This is a genomic window from Burkholderia sp. SIMBA_051, assembly GCF_046534915.1.
Lineage (GTDB): Bacteria > Pseudomonadota > Gammaproteobacteria > Burkholderiales > Burkholderiaceae > Burkholderia > Burkholderia ambifaria.
In genome coordinates, this window is the sequence record NZ_JAWRXS010000002.1 from 384578 (window position 1) to 401552 (window position 16975).

The window sequence follows — 16975 nt, forward strand, 5'->3', positions numbered from 1 at the left end:
CGCCTCTCAGAACGGATAGTGGCGCGGCGTGGTCTGCACGGTGATCCAGCGCAGGTCCGTGAACGCGGCGATTCCGGCCTTGCCGCCGAAATGCCCGAAGCCGCTGTCCTTCACGCCGCCGAACGGCATCTGCGCCTCGTCGTGCACGGTCGGGCCGTTCACGTGGCAAATGCCCGATTCGATGCGCGCCGCGACGCGCATCGCGCGCGCCACGTCGCGGCTGAACACGGCCGACGACAGCCCGAACGCGTTGTCGTTCGCGCAGTCGATCGCGGCCGCCTCGCCGTCGACCCGCACGATGCCCTTCACCGGCCCGAACGACTCCTCCGCATAGATCCGCATCGCGGGCGTCACGCGATCGAGCAGCGTCGCCGGGAACAGCGTGGTGTCGGACTGGCCGCCGCACAGCAGCGTCGCGCCGTGCGCGAGCGCATCGTCGATCAGCATGCTGCAGCGCTCGACGGCCTTCATGTCGATCAGCGAGCCGAGCACGACGGGCCCGTGACGCGGGTCGCCGAGCGGCAGCGACGCGGCCCGGGCGGCGAGCTTCGCGACGAACGCGTCGGCGATCGATGCGTCGACGATGATCCGCTCGGTCGACATGCAGATCTGCCCGGAATTCGCGAACGCGCCGAACGCGGCCGCCGCGACCGCCGCGTCGAGATCCGCATCGTCGAGCACGACGAACGGCGCCTTGCCGCCGAGTTCGAGCACCGACGGTTTCAGATGACGCGCGCACGCTTCGGCGATGATCCGCCCGACGCGTGTCGATCCGGTGAAATTCACGCGGCGCACGGCCGGATGCGCGATCAGTGCGTCGACCACCGCGCCCGCGTCCTCCGGCGCGTTCGTCACGAAGTTCACGACACCCGCCGGCAGCCCGGCCTCCTGCAGCGCCTCGACCACCAGCCCGTGCGTGACCGGGCACAGTTCGGAGCCCTTGAGCACGATCGTGTTGCCGCACGCGAGCGGCAGCGCGAGCGCGCGTGTCGCGAGGATCACCGGCGCGTTCCACGGCGCGATGCCGAGCACGACGCCGGCCGGCTGCCGCACGCCCATCGCGAGCGAACCGGGCACGTCGGACGGGATCAGCTCGCCGCCGACCTGCGTGGTCAGCGACGCGGCCTCGACGAGCCCGCTCGCGGCAAGCTGCACGTTGAAGCCGGCCCACAGCGCCGACGCGCCGGTTTCGGCCGCCATCGCGGCGACGAACTGCTCGTGCTTCGCTTCGAGCGCGGCGGCCGCCTTCAGCAGCAGCGCGCGGCGCGCGCCGGGACCGAGCGCCGCCCAATCGGGAAACGCGCGCGCGGCCGCGTCGGCCGCCGCGCGTGCATCGTCGACCGTGCACGCCGGCGCGGCCGACGCGACTTCGCCATCGAGCGGGTTGTGGCGCACGAAGGTCGCGCCGCTGGACGAATGGCGGCGTTGGCCGCCGATCAGCATCGATACGGTTTGCATGAATTCTCCGGAACGACGCGCGCTGCGCGTCAGGCAACCTCGACGTCGACGACGACGGGCGTACCGGCCCGCAGCGCATCCGTCAGCGTGTCGCGCAGGCGTGCGGCATCGGTGACGCGGATGCCGCGGCATCCCATCCCTTGCGCGAGCGCGACGAAATCCAGGTCGGGCAGATCGGTGCCCTGCACCGGATCGTCGGGACCGAAACCGAACACGGACGCGAATTCCTGCAGCGCCGCGTAGCGGCGATTGTTCAGGATCACGAACGTGATCGGCAGCTTCTGCTGTGCGGCGCTCCACAACGCCTGGATCGAATAGAGGCTCGACCCGTCGCCGATCAGCGCGATCACGCGCCGCCCCGGCCGCGCGAGCGCGACGCCGACCGCGGCCGGCATCCCGTAGCCGAGCCCGCCGCTGTCCATCGTGTAGAACGTGCCGCTGCGTGTGAACGGCAGATGCGTCTGCATCACCGGCCGCGCGCTCGGCGCTTCCTCGACGACGATGTCGTGCGCGTCGCGCAACTCGGCGAGCGTCTGCAGCGCGAACGCCACCGACATCCGCTCGCCGGCGGCCGGCGCTTCGGCGCGCGGGCGCGGCGGCCGCGGCGCGGGCATCGCCCGCTCGGGCGGCGCCGGCCGCGCCAGCAGGTCGCGTGCCGCAAGCCGCAGGTTGCCGACGACCGCGTCGCCCGACGGCGTCCATGCGGCGATGCCCGGATCGTCGACGAGCTGCACGAGCGTGGCGCCCGGCGGCACATGCGGGCCGAAGCCCTCGACGTGATAGGTGAACGCGGGCGCGCCGAACGCGAACACGAGATCGTGCCCGTCGAGCCGCGTGACGATCTTCTCGCGGATCGCGGGCAGGAAGCCGGCGAACAGCGGATGGTCCTCGGGAAAGCTGCAGCGCCCCGACATCGGCGCAACGTACACGCTTGCGCGGTGCCGCTCGGCGAGCCACACCACGTCGTCCCACGCACCGGCCCGATCGACGGCCGCGCCGACCACGAGCGCCGGGCGCCGCGCGGCGTCGAGCGCGTCGCCGAGCCGGGCGAGCGCGTCGGGATCGGGCCGCACGACGCTGCTCACGTCGCGGCGCGGCAGCAGCTCGGCCGGCTGGTCCCAGTCGTCCACCGGGATCGACACGAACACCGGCCCGCGCGGCTCCTGCATCGCGATCCGGTAGGCGCGCGCGATCGCGGCCGGCACGTCCTGCGCACGCGCGGGCTCGATGCTCCATTTCACGTACGGCTTCGGCATCTCGGCGGCCTGGGTCGCGCCGAGGAACGGATCGAACGGCAGGATCGCGCGTGCCTGCTGGCCGGCGGTGACGATCAGCGGCGTGCGGTTCCGGAACGCGGTGAATAGGTTGCCCATCGCGTTGCCGACGCCGGCCGCCGAATGCAGATTGACCACCGCCGCATTGCCGGTGGCCTGCGCATGACCGTCCGCCATCCCGACCACGACGGCCTCCTGCAGGCCGAGCACGTAGCGGAAATCGGCGGGGAAATCGCGGAACATCGGCAGCTCGGTCGAGCCGGGGTTGCCGAACACGCGATCGATGCCGAACTGTCGAAACAGGTCGATGACCGCGTCGCGGACGGTGATCGGGGCGGCGGATTGGGACGGGGTGCCGGACATGCTCGGGCGTCTCCTCGGTGGCTTGGCGGTTTCCACAGTATCGAAGCGCGAGTCATTCTCGGATACTGTATTTTCTGCGAAAAGCCATTACGATTCGACATGACTTTCGATCTCCGGCAATTGCGTGCATTCACGACCATCGTCACGTGCGGCAGCCTCGGCCGCGCGGCCGACGCGCTGCACGTGACCCAGCCGGCGCTGAGCCGCATCCTGAAGCGGCTCGAGGATCAGGTCGGCGCGCCGCTGTTCGAGCGCCACTCGAAAGGCGTGCAGCTGACCGCGTTCGGCGAGGCACTGCTGCCGCACGCGACGCTGCTGCAGCACGAGGCCGAGCACGCGCGCGAGGAGCTCGATGCGATGCGCGGGTTCGCGAAAGGCACGATCAAGGTCGGCACGGTGGGCAGCATCGCGAGCCTCGTGCTGCCGGTGGCGATCGGCCGCGTGCTCGACCGCTGGCCGAACCTGCGCGTCGAGATTCTCGAAGGCGTGTGGGACCGGCTCGCCGATGGCCTGAACAAGCACCAGATCGATCTCGCGCTGTCCGCGCACGGGCCCGACACCGACGAGATCGTCGCGATTCCGGAGTGCCGCTGGGAGGATCGCAGCCATATCGTTGCGGCGCCGCACCATCCGCTGCGCGCACTCGGACGCGCGCCCACACTCGCCGACACGCTGCACGCGCGCTGGGCGAGTCCGCCGCGCGGCACCGCGCCGTTCGACCACATGCGCGCGACCTTCGACGCGCACGGGCTCGCGCTACCCGACATCGCGGTCGAGACGCGCTCGGTCACGACGCTGAAGAGTCTCGTCGCGCACGCGGGCTTCCTGAGCTGGATGGCCGAACCGATGTACGGCGCCGAACAGCGCGCCGGCACGATCGACACGCTGCCGGTGCGCGAAGTGGTCGCGGTGCGCACGCTCACCGCGTTTCGCCGGCGCCACGGGATCCTGCCGGGGCCGGCCGGCAAGCTGCTCGACGAACTCGTCGCGCTGACACGCGACGCGCGCGACGCACGCTGACACCCGCCCTCCCGCCCCGCAGCGCACCATCGAAATGCCGCGTCGCCGCCTTGACTTTCGCTCGCCCCAATACGATCATTCGCTCACATGACGAGCAAATGATCGTATTCGACGACGCGGATCGCGGGTGCTGCAGCCAGGCCGGCCGGGATCCGATCGCGACAGGAGACACCGGATGACCGAATCGCCCTCCGCCCGCACGCCCGTGCTGCTGCACATCGGCGCAGGCTCGTTCCACCGCGCGCACCAGGCGTGGTATCTGCATCGCGTGAATGCGGCCGTGCCGGCCGGCGAGCGCTGGTCGCTGACCGTCGGCAACATCCGCGACGACATGCGCGCGACGATGGACGCGCTCGCCGCGCAGCACGGCGCGTACACGCTCGAGACCGTCACGCCGCAAGGCGAGCGCGCGTACGAGACGATCCGCGCGATCTCGCGCGTGCTGCCGTGGTCGATCGACCTCGCCGCGCTGATCGACGCCGGCGCCGACCCGGCGTGCCGCATCGTGTCGTTCACCGTCACCGAAGGCGGCTACTACCTCGACGAACACAACCGGCTCGATATCGCGAACGCCGATCTCGCGGCCGACCTGCAGGGCGCGCGCACGACGCTGTACGGCGCGCTCGCGGCGCTGCTCGCCGAACGCGTCGCGCGCGGCGCGGGCCCGCTCACGCTGCAGAGCTGCGACAACCTGCGCAACAACGGCGCGCGCTTTCGCGCGGGCATGCGCGAATTCCTCGAACGGCGCGGCGAGGCCGGCCTGCTCGCGTGGTTCGATGCGCACGTCGCGACGCCGAGCGCGATGGTCGACCGCATCACGCCGCGCCCGACCGACGACGTGCGCGAACGCGTGCGCGCGGCCACCGGCGTCGACGACGCGTGCCCGGTGATGGGCGAATCGTTCATCCAGTGGGTGATCGAGGACCGCTTCGCGGCCGGCCGGCCGCGCTGGGAGCTGGCCGGCGCGGAACTGGTCGACGACGTGCACCCGTACGAGGAAGCGAAGATCCGCATCCTCAACGCGACGCACAGCTGCATCGCGTGGGCCGGCACGCTCGCGGGCCACATGTACATCCACGAGGGCACGCACGACGCGGCGATCCGCCGCTTCGCGCACGACTACGTGACGCAGGACGTGATCCCGTGCCTCAGTCCGAGCCCGCTCGACCTCGAACGCTATCGCGACGTCGTGCTCGAACGCTTCGGCAACCCGTACGTGCTCGACACGAACCAGCGCGTCGCGGCCGACGGCTTCTCGAAGATTCCCGGCTTCATCGCGCCGACCCTCGTCGAATCGTTCGCGCGCGGCGCGGCGCCGGTCGCCACCGCGGTGCTGCCGGCGCTGTTCCTGCGTTTTCTCGAACGCTGGGCGCGCGGGCTGTTGCCGTATGCGTACCAGGACGGCGTGATGGATGACGGCACCGCGCGGGCGATCGTCGAAGCGGACGATCCGGTCGTCGCGCTGTGCGCAAGCCGCGCGCTGTGGGGCTCGCTCGCCGGCAACGCCGCGCTGTTCGACGCGCTGCGCGCCGGGCTCGCGCGCGTCGACGCGTGGCTCGCGCAGCGCTGAGGCGCGGGCCCTCGACCCTCGCCCGGCGGCCGGCCGCGCGCCAGCGGCCGCGCATCCGGGCGAACCTGCGTTGGCATGCGCGCGTGCGTGCAGCTAAAGTAGCGGCTCCTCACTGACGGAACGGATCGCTCATGTATCTCGGCATCGACCTCGGCACCTCGGAAGTGAAGGTGCTGCTGCTGGCCCCGGACGGCACCGTGGTCGGCACCGCGGGCACGCCGTTCGGCGTGTCGCGGCCGCACCCGCGCTGGGCTGAACAGCATCCGGACGACTGGTGGCAAGGCACGCTCGCCGCGCTCGCGGCGCTGCGCGAACGGCACCCCCAGGCGTTCGCGCAGGTGCGCGGGATCGGCCTGTCGGGCCAGATGCACGGCGCGGTGCTGCTCGGCCGCGACGACCGCGTGCTGCGCCCCGCGATCCTGTGGAACGACATGCGCAGCGCCGACGAATGCGCGCTGCTCACCGAACGCGCCCCCGATCTGCACGCGCTGGCCGGCAACCTCGCGATGCCCGGCTTCACCGCGCCGAAACTGCTGTGGGTCGCGAAGCACGAACCCGACGTGTTCGCCGCGACCGCGTGCGTGCTGATGCCGAAGGACTACCTGCGCTTCCGGCTCACCGGCGCGAAGGTGTCCGACCCGTCCGACGCGGCCGGCACGCTGTGGCTCGACGTCGCGCGCCGCGACTGGTCCGACGCGCTGCTCGCCGCGTGCGACATGACGCGCGAGCAGATGCCGCGCATCGTCGAAGGCAACGCGCCGTCCGGCACGCTGCGCGCGGACGTCGCGCGCGAGCTCGGGCTGTCGGAGGCCGTCGTGGTGGCGGGCGGCGGCGGCGACAACGCGACGAGCGCGCTCGGCATCGGCGCGATCCACGCGGGCGACGGCTTCGTGTCGCTGGGCACGTCGGGCGTGCTGAGCGTGGTCGGCGACCGCTTCATGCCGAATCCCGCATCGGCCGTGCATGCGTTCTGTCACGCGATTCCCGATCGCTGGCAGCTGATGAGCGTCGTGCTGTCGGCCGCGAGCTGCCTGCGCTGGGTCTGCAAGCTGACCGGCACCGACGAGCCGGCGCTGCTCGCCGAAATCGAGGCACACGACGCGGACGCGCTCGCCACCGCGCCGCTATTCCTGCCCTACCTGTCCGGCGAACGCACGCCGCACAACGATCCGTATGCGCAGGGCGTGTTCTTCGGAATGACGCACGCGACCGAACGCGCGCATCTTGGCTACGCGGTGCTCGAAGGCGTGACGCTCGGCCTCGCGGACGGCCTCGACGCGCTGCACACGGCCGGCGTCGAAACCGACCGGCTGTCGCTGATCGGCGGCGGCGCGCGCAGCGCGTTCTGGGCGCAGCTGATCGCCGATGCGCTGAACGTGCACACGCGCCAGCACGGCGGCGGCGAAACCGGCGCGGCGCTCGGTGCGGCGCGCCTGGGCTGGCTCGCCGTCGGCGGCGATCCGCAGGTGGTGCTGACCAAGCCGCCGGTGCGCGCCGAATATACGCCCGACGCCGCGCGCCATGCGCTGCTGCGCGAGCGCCTCGACGCGTTCCGCGCGCTGTACCGCCACGTGCGCCCGCTTTACGAACCGTCGCGCGCGCGGCTCGCGTAAGCGCCGCAGCGGCCGTCGGCCGCGCCCCGGCATGCGTTACAGTGGATGCCGTCGGCGCCCCTGACGGCCGGCCCGCGGGGGCGGCCCCCAGATCCGAACCGAACCGCTATCGTGTCCAAGTCCTCAGAAAAACTCGATCTCGCCACACGCGCCGCGTGGCTCTACTACGTCGCGGGCGACACGCAGAATGAAATCGCCGAGAAGCTGCAGGTATCGCGCCCGGTCGCGCAGCGCCTCGTCGCGTTCGCGGTCGAGAAGAACCTGATCCGCGTGCGCGTCGATCACCAGCTCGCCGACTGTCTCGATCTCGGCGCGCAACTGTCGAAACGCTACGGGCTCGCGATGTGCGAAGTCGTGCCGGTCGATGCCGACGCACCCGAAGCGATCGACCGCAAGCTCGCGGTCGCCGGCGCGCAGGTGATGGAGCGTTACCTGAACGAAACGCGGCCGATGGTGATCGCGGTCAGCAGCGGCCGCACGCTGAAGGCGGCGGTCGCGCAGATCGCGCAGATCGAGCGGCCGCAGCACCGGCTCGTGTCGATGGTCGGCGCGATCGCGGCCGACGGCTCGTCGAACCGCTACGACGTCGCGCAGTACATCTCCGAGAAGACGGGCGGCAAGCACTTCCTGCTGCCCGCGCCGCTGTTCGCCGACAGCGACGCCGAGCGCGCGCAATGGTGCAATCACCGTCTGTACCGGATCGTCGATGCGCTGTCGGCGCAGGCCGACGTCGCGTTCGTCGGGATCGGCAACATCGGCCCGCACTGCCCGCTCTACGAGGACGGCTTCATCACCGAACAGGAACGCGACGAGATGACCGCGCTCGGCGCGGTGGCCGAGCTGCTCGGCGTGCCGATCGATGCGCGGGGCAGGCTGGTCGACGTGTCGACGAGCGCGCGCGTGACGAGCGTCGCGCTCGATGCGCCGCCGAAACGTCCGACGATCGCGTTCGCGGGCGGCCCGAAGAAGCGCGACGCGGTGATCGCCGCGCTGCGCGGCGGCTGGCTGTCGGGGCTCGTCACCGACGAGACCTGCGCGCGCGCGGCGCTGGAGGCGAAGGCGGCCTGACGGCGCGGAACGCTCACGCGGCCGCGCGCGGCGCCGGAAACGCATGCCGGCGCGCGCGCCACGCGCCGAGCCACGCCGCCGCCAGCAGCGCGACGAGCACCCACGGAATCACCCCCGCGCCCGTCGCGCCTAGCAGCATCCCGCCCACGATGCCGCCGCCCGCGATCGCGAGGTTCCACACCGTCACGAGCATCGACTGCGCGACATCGGCCGCATCGCCCGCCGCGTTCGCGGTGGCCGTCTGGAACAGCGTCGGCGCGCCGCCGAACGCGAGCCCCCACAGCGCGACGCCTGCATAGACGATCGCCATCCCGGACCCGGCGCCGAGCATCGCCGCCGCAAGCGCGAACAGCGCGATGCTCGCGAGCGTCAGCCGCCGCTGCGCGGCGCCGATCCATGCGCCCGTCAACGCGATGCCGACCAGCGACGCGACGCCGAACACGAACAGCACCGCATCGACCTGCGCCCCCATCCGCACGCCCGCGAGGAACGGCGCGACGTATGTGTACAGCATGTTGTGCGCGAGCACGTACGCGAACATCACGACCAGCACCGGCCGCACGCCGGGCAGCGCGAGTACGCCGAGCACGGGCTCGCGCGCGCCGGCCGGCTGCCCGGGATAGTCGGGCACGCGCAGCCGGATCCAGCCGATCAGCGCGAGCGCCGCGACCGTGATGCCCGCGAACGCGACGCGCCAGCCGAACATCGCGCCGAGCGCGGTGCCGGCCGGAATGCCGATCGACATCGCGACCGGCGCGCCGAGCATCGCGACCGCGATCGCCCGGCCGCGCAGCGATGCGTCGACCATCCGGCTCGCATAGCCGGCCAGCAGCGCCCACAGCAGCCCGGCCGACATGCCCGCGACGAAGCGCGCGGCGAGCGTGAGCGCGTAGTACGGCGACGCGGCCGTCAACGCATTCGACACGACGAACCCGGCCAGCGCCGCGAGCAGCAGCCGGCGCCGGCGCATCGCGCGCGTCGCGGCGACGAGTGGAATCGCGGCGACGATCGAGCCGAGCGCATAGACGGTCACGAGCTGGCCGATCAGCGCCTCGGTCACGCGCAGGTCGACGCTCATCAACGGCAGCAGGCCGGCCGGCAGCGCCTCGGTGAGGATCGTGATGAAACCGGCGGTGGCGAGCGCCAGCAGGTTCGCGACCGGCAGGCGTTCGCGCACCGGCGCGGACGGGTCGGACGCGCGGTCCGCAACCCGGTCGGAGACGGATACGCACTCACTCATGCCGCGCCCCGGTCGTCGACACCGTACACCGCATCGCGCACGTCGGTGGCGACACGCCCGTGCATCCCTTCGTACAACGTATTGGTCAGCGCGACGACCGTCAGCCCGGCCGCGCGGTCGACGAACCACGCATGCCCGTACGCACCGCCCCAGCGCCACGTGCCGACCGACTCCGGCGACCGCGCGGCCGCCGGATCGCGCAGCACCGAAAAGCCGAGTCCGAAGCCGAATCCCGGCGCGTCCGGCAAGTCGTTCGCCCCCGGCTGCAAGCGGGACATCTCGTCGATCCAGCGGCGTTCGAGCCAGCCGTCGCGGCCGGTGCGCAACGTATCGAGCAGCGTCATGCAGTCGCGTGCGGTGCCGACCATCCCCGCGCCGCCCGACGGCCACGCGGCCGCGTCGAACGCGCGCGCCGGTGCGAAGCGGATGCCGACCGTGCCGTCGTACACCGGCGCGAGATCGTCGTCGGCCATCCGGCGCGGCGCGACCGGCGTACTGACGTACGGCGTCGCGAAGCGTGCGGCGTCGTGCGAGAAGAACGCGGTGTCCGTCATCCCGAGCGGCGTCGTGACGAGTGCGGCCACGGCCTCGCCGAGCGGCCGGCCGTCGACCGCCTCGATCAGCGCGCCGACCACGTCGATCGCGAGCGAGTAGTCCCACGACGTGCCGGGCGCGAACCGCAGCGGCACGCCGGCGATGCGCCGCACGTTCTCCGCGAGCGACAGGTCCGCGCGATCCATCCCGTCGGACACGCCGGCACGCGCATACGGGCCGTCGGCGTCGGCTTCGAGGAAGCGGTAGCCGAGCCCGGCCGTATGCGACAGCAGATGACGCAACGTGATGTCGGTGGGCGTGCCGTCACGCAGCGTCGGCCGGAACGCAGGCAACCAGTGCGCGATCGGCTCGTCGAGTTCGATGCGTCCCGCCGCGACCAGCCGCATCGCGGCGGCCGTCACGATTGGCTTCGACACCGACGCGAGCCGGAACAGCGTGTCCTCCCGCATCGGCGTGCCGGCCTCGCGATCGGCGAGGCCGGCCGCGCGCGCATAGCGCAGTTCGCCGTCGCGGGCGACCAGCACGACCGCGCCGACCACGCGCGCGTCGGCCAGCGTGCGATCGAGCACCGCGTCGAGGCGCTCGGGCAGCGCGGCGTCCGGTTCTGCGCGGTGGGCGGTGACAGGCAGGGATGACATGGCGTGACCTCGAACAGTGAAGGAACGCCCATCGTAGGGAGCCGGCGCAAGAAGAAAAACCGGGTTAGAGTTCCGGACACTCCGGACATCGATGTCCGCAATCGGGAACCTGCATGGAAAATCTTGGCGGCTTCGTCGTGTTCGTCCAGGTCGCGGAAACGCGCAGTTTCGTCGCGGCCGGCCGCGCTCTCGGGCTGTCGGCCTCCGCGATCGGCAAGCGCATCGCGCGGCTCGAGGCCCGGCTGAACGTGCGGCTGTTTCACCGCAGCACGCGCAGCATCACGCTGACCGCGGAAGGCACGCGTTTTCTGGAGCGATGCCGGCGCGTGATCGCCGAGATCGACGCGGCCGAGCAGGAACTGACGCACAGCGCCGAAGCGCCGCGCGGGCGCCTGCGCGTGAGCCTGCCGACGATCGGCACGCTGCTGCTGCCGCTGCTCGCCGATTTCATGGCAGCGTATCCGGAGATCGAACTCGACATCGATTTCAGCGACCGCCTGGTCGACGTCGTCGAAGAAGGCTTCGACGCGGTGCTGCGCACCGGCCAGCCGACGGATTCGCGGCTGTCGTCGCGGCTGCTCGGCCATTTTCGCCAGCACCTCGTCGCGTCGCCCGACTATCTCGAACGGCACGGCACGCCGCGCACGCCGACCGATCTCGCACGGCACCGCTGCCTGCACTACCGCTTCCCGAGCAGCGGCAAGCTCGAGATCTGGCCGCTGCGCGCGTCGCGCTCGGGCACGCCACCGGCGGTGCCGGTCTCGATGGTCAGTAACAGCGCGGAGACTCGTCTGTGCTTCGCGCGGCGCGGGCTCGGCATCGCGTGCCTGCCCGAATTCTTCGTGCGCGACGCGCTCGACGACGGCACGCTGCGTGCGGTACTCGCCGAACACATCGTGAGCCGCACGCCGTTCTACGTGCTGTGGCCATCAGGCCGCCATCCGACGCCGAAGCTGCGTGCATTCGTCGACCACATGGCCGAGCACTTGCGCCTGTAACCGGCGCAAGCCGTTACGCCGCCTTCGCGTGTGCGCTCAACCGCCGGAACGCCTGACCCTGTTCGTCGAACAGGTGGCAATGCTCGGCCTGCGCATGCACGTGCAGCGCCGCGCCGGTGCGGTACGTGTCGAGCGGCGGAATCCGCGCGATCAACCCGTCCGGCGCGACCGCCGACTCCGCATACAGATACGCGGCATCGCCGAGCGATTCGACGGCCATCGTCCGCGCCGCGACACCGGTGCCCGCCGCACCCACCAGCAGGTGCTCGGGCCGCACGCCGACGGTCACGGCCGCGCCAGGCTGCAGCCCCGCCGCATCGACCGCCACGCGCTGCGTCTCGCCGCTGTCGAAGCGCACCAGCACGCCAGTGGCATCGGCCGACTCGGCCGTGCCCTTCAGGAAGTTCATCTTCGGCGAGCCGATGAAGCCCGCGACGAACTGGTTCGCCGGCGCGTGATACAGCGTGTTCGGCGTGCCGACCTGCTGCACCGCGCCGCCCGACAGCACGACGATCTTGTCGGCGAGCGTCATCGCCTCGACCTGGTCGTGCGTCACGTAGATCATCGTCGTCTTCAGCTCGTCGTGCAGTCGCGCGAACTCCAGCCGCATCTTCACGCGCAGCGCCGCATCGAGGTTCGACAACGGCTCGTCGAACAGGAACACCTTCGGCTTGCGCGTAATCGCGCGGCCGATCGCGACGCGCTGCCGCTGGCCGCCCGACAGCTGCTTCGGCTTGCGCTCGAGCAGGTGATCGATGTGCAGGATCTTCGCGGCCTGCTTCACCGCCTGGTCGATCTCGGGCTTCTTCGCGCCGGCGAGCTTCAGGCCGAACGCCATGTTGTCGTACAGCGTCATGTGCGGATACAGCGCATACGACTGGAACACCATCGCGATGCCGCGCTTCGCGCTCGGCACGTCGTTGACCTTCGCGCCGTCGATCAGCAGCTCGCCGCTCGAGATGTCCTCGAGCCCGGCGATCATCCGCATCAGCGTGGATTTGCCGCAGCCGCTCGGGCCGACGAACACGACGAATTCGCCGTCGGCGATGTCGAGGTTCACGTTGCGCAGCACTTCGGTGTCGTCGTAGCGCTTCGCGATGTTGCGCAGGAGCACGCTTGCCATGGTCTGTCTCCGTTCGTTCGTGATGCGCCGCGTTCGACGCGGCGCGCAATCGTTCGTGGTGAGGGTCTGTTGCGCTAGCCCGGCAGCACCGCGCCCGTCGCCTGCCAGCGCGCGACGTAGCCGGGCAGCTCGTGCATGTCGTCGAATACGTGACGCGCGCCGATCCCGCGCAGCGCGTCGATCTGCGCGGCCGACGCATGCCCGCCGCCGACGAAGCCGAGCACGGTCATGCCGGCCGCGGCGGCCGCGGTGATGCCCGTCACGCTGTCCTCGACGACGAGGCATTGCGCGGGCACCGCGCCGAGCGCGCGCGCGGCCGCGAGATACACGTCGGGCGCGGGCTTCGGCCGTGCGACGGCGTCCGCGCAGAACAGCCGGTCGCCGAAGAAGCGCGCGAGGCCGGTGCGCGCGAGCGCCGTCTCGACATACGCGCGGTAGCTGTTGCTCGCGCACGCCGTCGGCAGGCTGATCGCCGCGAGTGCCGCCTCGATGCCGTCGACCATCGGCGCGTTGACGGCCGCCGCCTCGACCGCACGACGGATCGCGTCGACGTCGTCGGCCGACAGCGTGCGCCCGACGGCCTCGCTCGCGCCCGCCAGCACGCGCTCGATGCGCAGCCCCAGCAGCGGCATCACGGCCGGCCGCGCGTCGACGCCCGGCCAGCGCGCGTCGAGCTCGCGCACGATCACGTCGGCGGCGACGGCCTCGCTGTCGATCAGCACGCCGTCGCAATCGCAGATCAGCACGTTCAACCCGTGGCCGACCACGCCTTCGCCGGCCGCCGTCATTTGACCGCCCCGAACGTGAGCCCGCGCACGAGCTGCTTCTGCGACAGCCAGCCGACGATCAGGATCGGCGCGACCGCGAGCAGGGAGGCGGCGGACAGCTTCGCCCAGAACAAGCCCTCCGGGCTCGAGTACGACGCGATGAACACGGTGAGCGGCGCGGCGTTCGAGCTCGACAGGTTGATGCTCCAGAACGCCTCGTTCCACGACAGGATCACGAGCAGCAGCGCCGTGGACGCGAGGCCCGGCAGCGCCATCGGCATCAGCAGGTAGACGATCTCCTGCCACGTCGACGCGCCGTCGATGCGCCCCGCTTCGAGGATGTCCTTCGGAATCTCGTTGAAGTACGTGAAGGTCATCCATACCGCGATCGGCAGGTTGATCAGCGTGTACACGATCACGAGGCCCGACACGGTATCGAGCAGCCCCGCGTTCTTCCACAGCAGGTAGATCGGCACGAGCACGCCGACCGACGGCATCATCTTGGTCGACAGCATCCACAGCAGCACCTTCTGCGTGCGGCGGTTCGGGAAGAACGCCATCGCGTAGGCCGCCGGCACCGCGAGCAGCAGCGAGATCAGCGTGACGCCCGCCGAGATCAGCACCGAGTTCCACGCGAAGCCGAAGTAGTTGCTGCGCGCGAACACCTCGCGGAAGCTGTCGAACGTCGGCACGAAGAACAGCGTCGACGCGTAGGCCTGCTGCTCGGTCTTGAACGCGGTGATCGCCATCCAGAAGATCGGGAAGAACAGCAGCAGCGCGATCAGCCACGCCAGCGCGCCGGGCAGCGCGCGCCGCACGAGGTCGAACGGGGCCGGCGCGCGCCGGCCTTCCAGAGTCAGGTCGCTCATTTCTCGTACTCTCCCTTCAGGTTGCGCGCGAGCATCCGCACCAGGAAGAACGACACGACGTTCGCGACCACGACGGCGATGATCCCGCCCGCGGACGCGAGGCCGACGTCGAACTGCTGCAGGCCGAGCGCGTAGATCAGGTACGACAGGTTGGTCGTCGCATTGCCCGGGCCGCCGCCCGTCGTCGTGTAGATCTCCGCGAAGATCGACAGCAGGAAGATCGTCTCCATCATCACGACCACGGCGATCGCGCGCTTCAGGTGCGGCAGCGTGATGTAGAAGAACATCGCGATCGGGCCCGCGCCGTCGATGCGGGCGGCTTCCTTCTGCTCCTGGTCGAGCGACTGGATCGCAGTGAACAGGATTAGGAACGCGAACGGCAGCCACTGCCACGCGACGATCATGATCACGGCGGTGAGCGGGTAGTCGGCGAACCAGTCGACCGGCGTCATCCCGAGCGCGCGCATCGCGTTCGCGACGAGCCCGTACACCGGATGCAGGATCATGTTCTTCCAGATCAGCGCGGCGACCGTCGGCATCACGAAGAACGGCGCGATCGCGAGCAGCCGCGCGATGCCCTGCCCGTAGAACTTGCGGTCGAACAGCACGGCCATCAGCACGCCGCCGACCACCGTGATCGCGAGCACCGCGCCGATCAGCACGAGCGTGTGCCAGATCGCGGGCAGGAACGACGGATCGGTCGCGAGGAAGCGGTAGTTGTCGAGCCCCGCGAAGCCCTTCACGTCCGGGTTCAGCAGGTTGTAGCGCGAGAACGAATACCAGATCGTCATCGCGAGCGGGATCGACATCCACAGCAGCAGCACGGCGACGGACGGCGACACGAGCCAGCTCGGGCCGCCGCGCGCGCGGCGCGGCGCGCCCGGCGGCGACGACGCATCGCCGACCGACGGCGCGTGGCTCAGGGGAAGACGCAAATGACGCATGATCGGAGTCCCTCCGGTTGAGGCGCGGGCGCGAACGGCCGGCCCGCGTTGGTGCTTCGGCCACGTGCACCGTGCGCGGCGGCGCGCACGGTGTGGGCCGCGTTACTTCTTGTAGCCGGCCTGCCGGACCGCGCGGTCGGCGGCGGCCTGCCCGGCGGCGAGCGCCTGGTCGACCGTCGTCTGGCCGGCGACCGCCCCCGCGATCGCCTGGCCGACCACCGTGCCGAACGACTGGAATTCAGGAATCCCGACGTACTGCACGCCCGTGTACGGCACCTTCTTCAGCGACGGATCGTTCGGATCGGCCGTCTCGATTGCCTTCAGCACGAAATCCGAGAACGGCGCGGCGGCCTTGTACTCGGGACGCTGGTAGGTCGACGTGCGCGTGCCCGGCGGCACCGATGCCCAGCCTTCGTCCTTGCCGGCCATCTCGATGTACTGCTTCGACGTCGCCCACGCGATGAACTTGCGCGCGGCGTCCTGCTGCTTCGATGTCTTCGGCACGGCCAGCGCCCACGCCCACAGCCAATGCGAGCCCTTCGGCGTGGCGGCCACAGGCGCGGCCGCGAAACCGATCTTGTCGGCGACCTGCGACTGCTGTTTGTTATAGAGCATCCCCGCCGCGACCGTCGCGTCGATCCACATCGCGCACTTGCCCGATGCGGTCAGCGTCAGGTTCTCGTTGAAGCCGTTCGAGCTCGCTCCCGGCGGGCCGTCCTTCTTCAGCAGGTTCACGTAGAAGCCGATCGCCTTCTTCCATTCCGGTGACGTCAGCTGCGCGTTCCAGTTCTCGTCGAACCAGCGCCCGCCGAACGTGTTCACGACCGTCGACACGTACGCCATGTTCTCGCCCCACCCGGCCTTGCCGCGCAGGCAGATCCCGTAGGTGCCCTTCGCCTTGTCGGTGAGCTTGTCCGCGAATTCGGCGATCTGGTCGTAGGTCGGCTGGTCGGGCATCTTGAGCCCCTTCGCCGCGAACAGGTCCTTGCGGTAGAACGTCATCGAGCTCTCGACATAGAACGGCAGCGCGTACAGCTGGCCGTTGTACGACAGGCTGTCGCGCGCGGTCTTCACGATGTCGTTCAGGTCGTAGTCGGCGGGCAGCCCCGTCATCGGCGCGAGCCAGCCGCGCTTGCCCCACTGCGGCGTCTCGTAGGTGCCGATCGCCATCACGTCGAACTGGCCGCTGCCGGTCGTGATGTCGGTGGTCGCGCGCTGGCGCAGCACGTTCTCCTCGAGGATCACCCAGTTCAGCTTGATGTCGGGGTTCGCCTTTTCGAACGCCGGCGACAGCTTCTTCAACTCGATCATGTCCGGGTTGTTCAGCGTCGCGATCGTCAGCGTGCCGGCGGACGCCGCGCACGCGGCCGTCGCGAGCGCGGCTCCGGCGAAGCAGCGTGCGGCGGCATCGAGCATCTTTCGTTGCATGGCATGTCTCCTGTGATTGTTCGAACTGTCGTCGGTGTTGCGTATTG

The 16975-nt window shown here is 70.6% G+C and carries 14 protein-coding genes; 5 read left to right on the plus strand and 9 right to left on the minus strand.

Annotated features, from left to right (window positions below; all coding sequences use genetic code 11):
* Positions 1-6 precede the first annotated feature (6 nt).
* Together SB771_RS05760 and mdlC are read right to left on the minus strand one after the other, a co-directional pair.
* Positions 7-1458: an aldehyde dehydrogenase gene (locus tag SB771_RS05760; RefSeq protein WP_175660324.1), complete on the minus strand. Its 1452-nt coding sequence runs from the start codon at positions 1456-1458 to the stop codon at positions 7-9.
* A 29-nt stretch (positions 1459-1487) separates the two neighbouring features.
* Positions 1488-3095: a benzoylformate decarboxylase gene (mdlC, locus tag SB771_RS05765; protein ID WP_175660325.1), complete on the minus strand. Its 1608-nt coding sequence runs from the start codon at positions 3093-3095 to the stop codon at positions 1488-1490.
* A gap of 99 nt (positions 3096-3194) precedes the next feature.
* Here mdlC and SB771_RS05770 point away from each other — a divergent pair, with 99 nt between their 5' ends.
* The 4 genes from SB771_RS05770 (at position 3195) to SB771_RS05785 (ending at position 8366) form a co-directional block, all read left to right on the plus strand.
* On the plus strand, positions 3195-4115 hold the full coding sequence (locus tag SB771_RS05770; RefSeq protein ID WP_175660326.1) for a LysR family transcriptional regulator: 921 nt from the start codon (positions 3195-3197) through the stop codon (positions 4113-4115).
* Between the two features lie 175 nt (positions 4116-4290).
* Positions 4291-5685, plus strand: coding sequence for a D-arabinitol 4-dehydrogenase (gene dalD / locus SB771_RS05775; protein ID WP_175660327.1), 1395 nt, complete (start codon positions 4291-4293; stop codon positions 5683-5685).
* 131 nt (positions 5686-5816) lie between these two features.
* Positions 5817-7298, plus strand: coding sequence for a xylulokinase (xylB, locus tag SB771_RS05780; RefSeq protein ID WP_175660328.1), 1482 nt, complete (start codon positions 5817-5819; stop codon positions 7296-7298).
* Positions 7299-7409: 111 nt separating this feature from the next.
* Entirely contained in the window at positions 7410-8366 is a 957-nt protein-coding gene (locus SB771_RS05785; protein ID WP_041491260.1) for a sugar-binding transcriptional regulator, read from the plus strand.
* A gap of 13 nt (positions 8367-8379) precedes the next feature.
* On the opposite strand, the gene SB771_RS05790 is transcribed toward SB771_RS05785, so the two are convergent.
* Positions 8380-9606, minus strand: a complete 1227-nt coding sequence (locus SB771_RS05790) for an MFS transporter (protein ID WP_175660329.1) — start codon at positions 9604-9606, stop codon at positions 8380-8382.
* Complete coding sequence (locus SB771_RS05795; RefSeq protein ID WP_175660330.1) at positions 9603-10799, minus strand: serine hydrolase domain-containing protein; 1197 nt, start codon at positions 10797-10799, stop codon at positions 9603-9605. Before SB771_RS05795 ends, SB771_RS05790 begins: the two co-directional genes overlap by 4 nt.
* Before the next feature lie 113 nt (positions 10800-10912).
* On the opposite strand from SB771_RS05795, the gene SB771_RS05800 reads away from it, so the two are divergent.
* The gene (locus tag SB771_RS05800; RefSeq protein ID WP_175660331.1) at positions 10913-11797 is read left to right on the plus strand and encodes a LysR family transcriptional regulator; all 885 of its coding nucleotides are present in this window, start codon (positions 10913-10915) and stop codon (positions 11795-11797) included.
* Between the two features lie 13 nt (positions 11798-11810).
* Here the strand turns inward: SB771_RS05800 and SB771_RS05805 are convergent, their stop codons facing one another.
* From SB771_RS05805 to SB771_RS05825, 5 genes are all read right to left on the minus strand, one after another.
* Positions 11811-12920 carry an ABC transporter ATP-binding protein gene (locus tag SB771_RS05805; RefSeq protein ID WP_175660332.1) on the minus strand — a complete coding sequence of 370 codons (1110 nt, stop codon included), beginning with the start codon at positions 12918-12920 and terminating at the stop codon, positions 11811-11813.
* 74 nt (positions 12921-12994) lie between these two features.
* Positions 12995-13708, minus strand: coding sequence for an HAD family hydrolase (locus SB771_RS05810; RefSeq protein ID WP_175660333.1), 714 nt, complete (start codon positions 13706-13708; stop codon positions 12995-12997).
* Positions 13705-14556: a carbohydrate ABC transporter permease gene (locus SB771_RS05815; protein ID WP_175660334.1), complete on the minus strand. Its 852-nt coding sequence runs from the start codon at positions 14554-14556 to the stop codon at positions 13705-13707. The genes SB771_RS05810 and SB771_RS05815 overlap by 4 nt, the downstream gene beginning before the upstream one ends.
* Complete coding sequence (locus tag SB771_RS05820) at positions 14553-15500, minus strand: carbohydrate ABC transporter permease (protein WP_006759345.1); 948 nt, start codon at positions 15498-15500, stop codon at positions 14553-14555. Before SB771_RS05820 ends, SB771_RS05815 begins: the two co-directional genes overlap by 4 nt.
* A 102-nt stretch (positions 15501-15602) precedes the next feature.
* Positions 15603-16928 (minus strand): ABC transporter substrate-binding protein, encoded by a 1326-nt coding sequence (locus SB771_RS05825; protein WP_011657786.1) that lies wholly within the window; start codon positions 16926-16928, stop codon positions 15603-15605.
* Positions 16929-16975 lie beyond the last annotated feature (47 nt).